Origin of the sequence: Leyella stercorea DSM 18206 (assembly GCF_000235885.1) — a bacterium.
Taxonomy (GTDB): Bacteria; Bacteroidota; Bacteroidia; order Bacteroidales; family Bacteroidaceae; genus Prevotella; species Prevotella stercorea.
This window is the reverse complement of record NZ_JH379444.1, coordinates 36,432-43,703: the sequence shown is the minus strand read 5'-3', so window position 1 is coordinate 43,703 and position 7,272 is coordinate 36,432. Positions and strand designations below refer to the sequence as shown.

Sequence of the window (7,272 nt, the reverse complement as noted above, 5' to 3'; positions counted from 1 at the left end):
CCCAGATGCGCTGCATATCGCTGAACACCGATCTGTTTACACGGAAAAACTCCTGGAACTCGTCGATGAAGAGCGTGATGGGGCGTTCTGCCGAGAGCTTCATCAGGTATTCGAATACATCGGCAAAGCGTTCCGGGCGTCCCATGGTTGGAACCCCCAACTTGTTCTCTATCTCCAGCCGGTAATCCTCGCATAGGTCTCCTTCGGCTTTTCGGGCGACAAAGAAATACAGCATCGGCTCATCCTCGTAGGCCTTCCGTACGAGCATGGTCTTTCCGATACGGCGTCTGCCGGTCACGACCGTAAATTGGGCGTTCTCCCGCGCCTGTCTGCCTATCTCCTGCAGGGAGGCTATTTCCTCTTTTCTATCAAAAAATCTCATATCCTTAATCTATTTAAAGTCTGCGTTCCGAAACAGTCATTTCCGAAACAGCGGTTTCTTTACTACAAAAGTAGCGATTATTTCTGAATAACACAGACTTCAAGTCGGATATATTTATGGCAAAGTCCTGAACTGACAGAATTTTCCAGCCAATATGCCTTTTTATCTCGCCTTGCCCTGCGCTCCGTCTGTCCGGTTGTACCGCATATCCTTCCTTTACAGTTTCTCCGTTTTTACTGTCCGCCTTCCGGCGTATCATCTCCCTTCTACCTTATCTTGAATGTTGTTTCTCCGGCACATTTCTGTCCTCGCCGGTTGGTTTTCCAGTGCAAAGGTGGACTGTCGCGCTGGATTCCGTCACTTTGAAGTGCATTTCCTGTAAAATTCTTCCTTTCTGCGAAAGCGTAATTTTCCGGAAAAAGTGTCGGAAGCAGCTGGGCCGCCAGTCCTTGAAAGGCACCTGTAAATCCCAAGGCGGTTCAGACAGGAAACTGGACCGAACGGAGGGAAACAAAAAAAAATCAAGTTCAAACTAAATTTTGTGATTATGGAAACAACAGCAGCAGTTCAATCAATGGAGAAAAACATCACGATGGTGGCATTGGCAAACGTACAGCCGAGTAACTACAACCCACGCAAGAACTTTGACGAGGAAAGCCTGTCGGAACTTGCCGAAAGCATCCGTCAGCAGGGTGTCCTGCAACCTGTCGGAGTGCGTTCGGTGGCAGAAGACCGCTTTGAGATTGTGTTCGGAGAACGCCGATACCGAGCCTCCCTCATGGCAGGACTGGAAGAAATTCCGGCTATTGTTATGGAAATATCGGACGAGACAGCCGAGGAAATGGCGGTGACGGAAAACCTGCAACGCAAGGATGTTACCCCGATTGAGGAAGCCAATGCTTACCAAAGGCTCATAGACAGCGGTCGCTATGATGTACAGGCTTTGGTGATGCAGTTCGGCAAGAACGAGAAGTATATCCGCACACGCTTGAAATTCGTCTCCTTGATACCCGAAATAGCCCGGCTTCTGGAGCAGGACGAAATCACTATCAGCGTAGCGAGCGAAATCTGCCGTTATGGGGAAGAGATTCAGCGAGAGGTGTACGAGAAGCATCTGTGTGAAAGCGTACAGCAGTACAACAGTTGGCGAGGGATGAAAGCCACCGAGGTGGCACGCAGCATTGAACGGCAATACACCACCGACTTGCAGCGGTACGCATTCGACAAGACCCTCTGTCTGTCATGCCCCCACAACACCAACAACATGATGCTGTTCTGTGAGGGTGGTTGCGGAAATTGCGCCAACCGCACCTGTCTTGCTGAAATGAATGCAACCTATCTCACAGAGAAAGCCGTGCGACTAATGGAAGAACGCCCCGAGGTTGCCATCTGCCAGGAAAATTTCAATGGCAACGAGGACGTGATGGAACGACTGACCGCCATGGGCTATGAGGTGGAGCGTCTTAATGGCTATGCAAAGCCCTATCCCGAGCTGTCCACATCACCCCGGAAAGAGGATTACGAGACAGACGAAGCATACGAGGAAGCCTGCAAGGACTACGAGCAGGAAGTGGACGACTACGTAAAGGAATGCGAGGAAATCCGAACCCGAAGCGAGGCAGGCGAAATCACCCTTTACTTCCGCATCGAGAGCAAGGACATCGTACTATGCTATGTAAGAAATGCAGTGCATTCATCCGCAGGCTATAATGGTACAACGCAGCTACAGACGCTCTCACCGGTGGAGAAATTGGAGAAGCAGGATAAGCGCAACAAGGAGATTGCCCTTGAAAAGACCGTAGAGGACACCAAGAAGCAGATTCTGGAGGTGGATATGTCGGAACGCAAGTTCGGGCAGGACGAGGACAAGATGATTTATTTCTTCCTGCTTTCTTCCCTCCGCAGGGAACACTTTGCAGAGGTCGGCATCGAGTGTGAAGAGACCTACCATTACCTCACGGACAAGGAGAAGATGAACATCATCGAGAACCTTACAGCCAAGCAGAAAGCCGTCATCCGCAGGGATTATCTGATTGCCAATTTCAAGAACGCATCGGGCAGCAATGCCACGGCAAGCCTCTTGCTTGACTTTGCAGAGAAGCACATGCCCGAAGCACTGGCGGAAATCAAGAATGGACACAACGAGGTGTACGAGAAACGCCATCAGCGCATCGAGGAAAAGAAAGCTGTCCTGCTCGTGCAGGAACAGGCAAGGCAGGAAGCGGAGCCGTCCGATGAACCACAGCCCGAAGCGGAAGCGACTGCCGGCAAAGAGACAAAGGAAGAGATTGCAGCTTGATACCATAATCACTCTTGGGCGGAGGAGCGGAGGAATCCGCCCTCTGTCTTTTCATTTCATGGAATTTGCCCTATATAATAAGGAACAGGGATTCACAGCCAACCGCTTGGCAGGATTGCCGGGCGGCGCGTCTGCCGACATGTGCCGTCATCCGCGCAAACTCCCTTTTCTATCCCTTTCTAATTGCCTCCCGATTCCACACCGCCACCCGTTACCTGTTCTATCTTCTGTTTCCCTCTTTTCTATTTATCTCTTGTCTGTTTCAGTCCATACCTGTCTTCACCGGTTGGTTTTTCCAGTCGCAAAGGTGGACTGTCGCGCTGGATTCCGTCACTTTGAAGTGCATTTCCTGCAAAATTCTTCCTTTCTGTGAAAGCGTAATTTTCCGGAAAAAGCGTCGGAAGCAGCTGGTTCGCCAGTCCTTGAATAGCATCTGTAAATCCCAAGGCGGTTCCGACAGCATATAGAACCGAACGGAGGGAAGAAAAAAAACAACTCATTAAATTTTATGAACATGGAAAATATCAGAGAAAGCAAGGAGTACAAGCTCGCCAAAGACTGGGAAATGGCGGTAAACAGTTTCAGTTTCAATCCCAAGCGGTTCGCCGCCGCTATTCCCGATATGCACCCCACACTGCAGCAGAGCCTTTATCGGCTGGTCAAGGAATGTATTGTGGTGATGGCAGACGAGACACGCCATTACGATGAACGCAACTGTGCTTCGCATGAAGAAGCCAAGTGCATCATGGAGTATCTCAAGAACAACGGTAAACATATCCCATTAAAATGAACAGGCGTATGAAAACACAGAAAGTACAGTTTGACGGCAAGGCTTATGATTGCCGTGTAGTGGAATCCAACGAAGGTGAAGAACTGCTCATCGGCTCGACACTCTTGCTTGATGACCTGCAACCGGGTAGCTTTGAAGACAAGAACGAAGGCTTTGCCAGCGAGGAAGCCGGAAGAATCTATGACGGAATCTTTTTCTTTACCAATGCGTCAACCCTTCAGCTCAGCGACGAGAAACTGATAGCCGAGTTGAAGAAGGACAACCCGGATTGGTTCGAGTAAAACAAATCAATAATCATTTTAATATACTGCAGTTATGGAAAAAGAATATGTATTGCAAATTGCACAGACCATCAAGGAACAGCTGGTAGGAATAACCCCGGCGCCGGTAATCATGTCATGGGGCATCACGGAGTTTGCTGCCACCATCTACAGGGACTTGCCTGCACTGCGCATCAAACTGAACGGACGGCTCCATACCGGATACGTCATGATTGTACTCAACGGCTCGGATTACTACGAGGTGTATCTGCTCAGCGGCTCCGCCACGGAGTGTGTCAGCAAGGAAGTTTGCTTCGATGAGTTGGGCAATGTCATTGACCGCGCTGTCGAGAGCGGCACCGACCAAGCCGAATACGAGGAGTTTTGCAGGCAACAGCTCGGTAAGCTATTGAGTGGACAGACTGCCTGACATGGCAGCAATAACTCTTTGCACCGCCCATACATCCGTACTGGCGGTGTTTTTGTGTGCGCCCGGTTTTGTCGAAGGCAAAACATCCCTTTTTATTACGTATGGATAATCCCTGTAACGAATCCGCTTTTCTATTGATACTGGTTAGATTCCCGGTATTATCTCCAACCGATTGGAATAATCGCCCTCTTTCATCCAGGCCAAGAGTCCTTTGGAATGGCAGAAAGCGGTTGGTTTTGTCTCGGAATAATACATTCTTTGTGTAAGACACGCTAATGAATCCTCATTGCCAACATAATAAAGAGGTCGAGCATTTTCGCTGTCCGACCTCGTCTTATTATTGAGGCAGCACAATCATTTTGAATTACATGTGTCCATATCCTCCCTCACCGCCACATACATCTGGTTGCGGCTCGTAGGATTGTCTGGCTCCGTCATCACCAACGCCCCTGCACCAATCATCGGATTGATATAGACCTCCATAAGAATTTCCCTGTTTTTCAATCCCAAATGCTGTAAAATATCGAATAACGACTTTGGCTCAACACAGAACTCCAAGATTTGCTCCCTCCGCAATACCTGTTTATTGGACTTTCTTGTCGGGTTTTCTTGCCGGGTTCCGTACCAAACTGCATGGTCAGCACCACATACTCCGGTCGTGTTTCTTCCGAAACGGTAGGAGGCCGTTATACGGTTTACATCCTTTCCCATGTGAAAATAATTTGTTTCTGAATGCAAAGACAGTGCTTATTGCTGATATACTTGTTTGAGAATGTCGGATTTATTGAAAGCACCTGATTACCTTTCATTTGCCCGAACTGTGAATCCGATTTCTCTAAATATAGAACCTGATTTCTTATTTGTGCATTCAGACTCCGGACAAACTAACTCTATAGTTTTTTGAGCATTCCTTCGTTCGTATTGTGATTTATGATTATTTTTGTAACTCAATCAATAATATGACGATAATGGCAAAGAAATACCAAAGGACTAAATTACAAGAAGTCACCATCAGAGGCTACAAATCCATAGCCTATGACAAACCAGTGACCTTGAAACTGGGTGATGTCAGCATCTTGCTGGGTGCTAACGGCGCAGGCAAGAGCAATATCATCAGTTTTTTCCGGATGCTGAGCTACATGATGAGTAAGTCATTCGGGAGATATGTGGAAATATCGGGCACATCTCATGCCTTGCTGCATTACGGCATTAAACGGACACCGGTTATGTCCGGAGAACTGAAGTTTGCCGACAGCAACTCCATGGATATTTATGGCTTTTCATTGGCCAATGCCACTCCTGACAGGCTGATCATCACCGAAGAGCGAATTACCTGGCACCGCATAGGGAAGAAAAGACCCTACGAGATAGCACTGGAACCGAATTTCAAGGAATCGGCTCTCGCAGAGTGTGAGGACCCGGTTGCCAAGACAATTTTCCAGATGCTTTCCTATTGCAAGGTATATCAGTTTCACGATTCATCGACAGAGGGCCCGCTGCGTCAGGCTTGTCCCGTCGAGACGGCCAACTATCTCCAGTCACACGGAAACAATCTGCCTTCTTTCCTGCTGTTCCTGCGGGAGAATTATAAGGATGCCTACAACCGGATTGTTGACTATGTCCGTGATGTCGTTCCCCAGTTCCAGGACTTCTATCTGGAGCCGACAGGGGGCATCATTTCGCTTCGGTGGGTAGATAATTCTGCCACGGACTACCGTTTCAATGCCTACCAGTTCTCCGACGGTTCTATCCGCTTCATAGCCTTGGCTGCCCTGCTTCTGCAGCCTGCCCAGACAATGCCCAATGTCATCATTCTGGATGAACCGGAACTTGGCTTGCATCCCTATGCCATCAGCCAGCTGGCAGAAATGATTAAGGATGCGTCCATACACGCACAGGTCATTATTGCCACGCAGAGCAAGGATTTGGTCGATCATTTCGACATCGGCGATATTTCTGTGGTGGAAATGAACAAGGAAACGCAGGCCACCTCTGTTACTCATCTTGACAACAAAGAATATCATCTTTGGCTTCAGAACTATACGGTGAGTGAACTTTGGGACAAAAACATCATAGGAGGACGTCCCGTATGAAAGCAAAGATTATTCATGTCCTTTGTGAGGGACAGACGGAACAGGGATTTGTGGAGGAAGTGCTGCGTCCCTACCTGCAAGCACAAGGTGTGGCAGGTGTGAAAAGCATCCTGATTACCACCAACAAGAAAAAGAATGCCCGCGGTGGAATGCTGAGTTATGCCCATGCGGTGACAGACCTGGAACTGTTGCGGAAAATGAAGATGGACGGTGAATACGAACGTCATGTTTTCACAACGATGTTCGACCTCTACGCATTGCCGGATGATTTTCCCGGTTATGAAGCAGCGAAAGCAATCGGTGAGCCCTATGCCCGTGTCGCTGCGTTGGAAACGGCATTTGCTGAAGCAATCAATGATGGACGTTTCATTCCCTATATCCAGCTGCATGAATTTGAAGCTCTCTTGTTCTGCGGTATCGACTATCTGGCAAAGCGTTACCCCGGTTGTGAGAAACGCTGCGAACAGCTGAAGAAAGACCTGGAGAAAACCGGCAACCCCGAGCTGATAAACAACAGTCCGGAAACAGCTCCGAGCAAGCGTATTATCAAGGCAATAGAAGGTGACAAAAAACAGCATTACAACTACAACAAACCGGCTACCGGCAAGGATGTCACCAAGAGCATCGGCATGGATGAACTTCGTGCCCGTTGCAGTCACTTCAATGAATGGATAGAGAAGCTGATAAAAAGCTGATTGGCACAAATGGCTATGTAGAAGAATGTAGAACGTATTGTTGCTTCACAATAGAATTGTCTTTTCATTCTTCTCATAGTTCTTTATCCGATTCATGAAGGCAGTAATACCATTAAAAAGACATATAAAATAGTCGCTCATAAAATGAATTTAAAATTCTATCCCTGAGCGACTATTTCACTATAAACAATTCAAAATCTGCTTTTATTCTATAGATGATAGGATAAACCGATTTGGGGAATGACCGTAATAATAATACTTTATGCCTGTACACCTCAAACGGTGTTTTCAAAGGTGGCATTATTTTCCGTTCCAAGAACAAA

At 47.8% G+C, this 7,272-nt stretch carries 8 protein-coding genes; 6 read left to right on the top strand and 2 right to left on the bottom strand.

Annotation, left to right across the window (positions count from 1 at the left end; genetic code table 11):
- Positions 1-382: AAA family ATPase (locus HMPREF0673_RS14910; RefSeq protein ID WP_007901124.1), on the bottom strand; the 382-nt coding region annotated here is incomplete at its 3' end.
- A 547-nt stretch (positions 383-929) separates the two neighbouring features.
- Between HMPREF0673_RS14910 and HMPREF0673_RS08840 the strand changes: the two genes are divergently transcribed.
- The 4 genes from HMPREF0673_RS08840 to HMPREF0673_RS08820 all read left to right on the top strand — a co-directional run bounded on the left by HMPREF0673_RS08840 (position 930) and on the right by HMPREF0673_RS08820 (position 4,161).
- Entirely contained in the window at positions 930-2,681 is a 1,752-nt protein-coding gene (locus tag HMPREF0673_RS08840; RefSeq protein WP_007901120.1) for a ParB/RepB/Spo0J family partition protein, read from the top strand.
- Between the two features lie 514 nt (positions 2,682-3,195).
- Positions 3,196-3,471 carry a hypothetical protein gene (locus HMPREF0673_RS08830; RefSeq protein WP_040596705.1) on the top strand — a complete coding sequence of 92 codons (276 nt, stop codon included), beginning with the start codon at positions 3,196-3,198 and terminating at the stop codon, positions 3,469-3,471.
- A gap of 8 nt (positions 3,472-3,479) precedes the next feature.
- Positions 3,480-3,752 carry a hypothetical protein gene (locus tag HMPREF0673_RS08825; RefSeq protein ID WP_040596704.1) on the top strand — a complete coding sequence of 91 codons (273 nt, stop codon included), beginning with the start codon at positions 3,480-3,482 and terminating at the stop codon, positions 3,750-3,752.
- A gap of 34 nt (positions 3,753-3,786) precedes the next feature.
- Positions 3,787-4,161, top strand: coding sequence for a hypothetical protein (locus tag HMPREF0673_RS08820; protein ID WP_007901108.1), 375 nt, complete (start codon positions 3,787-3,789; stop codon positions 4,159-4,161).
- A 354-nt stretch (positions 4,162-4,515) separates the two neighbouring features.
- On the opposite strand, the gene HMPREF0673_RS14990 is transcribed toward HMPREF0673_RS08820, so the two are convergent.
- Positions 4,516-4,644: a hypothetical protein gene (locus tag HMPREF0673_RS14990; RefSeq protein ID WP_281032426.1), complete on the bottom strand. Its 129-nt coding sequence runs from the start codon at positions 4,642-4,644 to the stop codon at positions 4,516-4,518.
- A 485-nt stretch (positions 4,645-5,129) separates the two neighbouring features.
- On the opposite strand from HMPREF0673_RS14990, the gene HMPREF0673_RS08810 reads away from it, so the two are divergent.
- Entirely contained in the window at positions 5,130-6,254 is a 1,125-nt protein-coding gene (locus tag HMPREF0673_RS08810; RefSeq protein WP_172633652.1) for an AAA family ATPase, read from the top strand.
- Complete coding sequence (locus tag HMPREF0673_RS08805) at positions 6,251-6,949, top strand: DUF4276 family protein (protein ID WP_007901103.1); 699 nt, start codon at positions 6,251-6,253, stop codon at positions 6,947-6,949. Before HMPREF0673_RS08810 ends, HMPREF0673_RS08805 begins: the two co-directional genes overlap by 4 nt.
- The last annotated feature ends 323 nt before the right edge of the window (positions 6,950-7,272 follow it).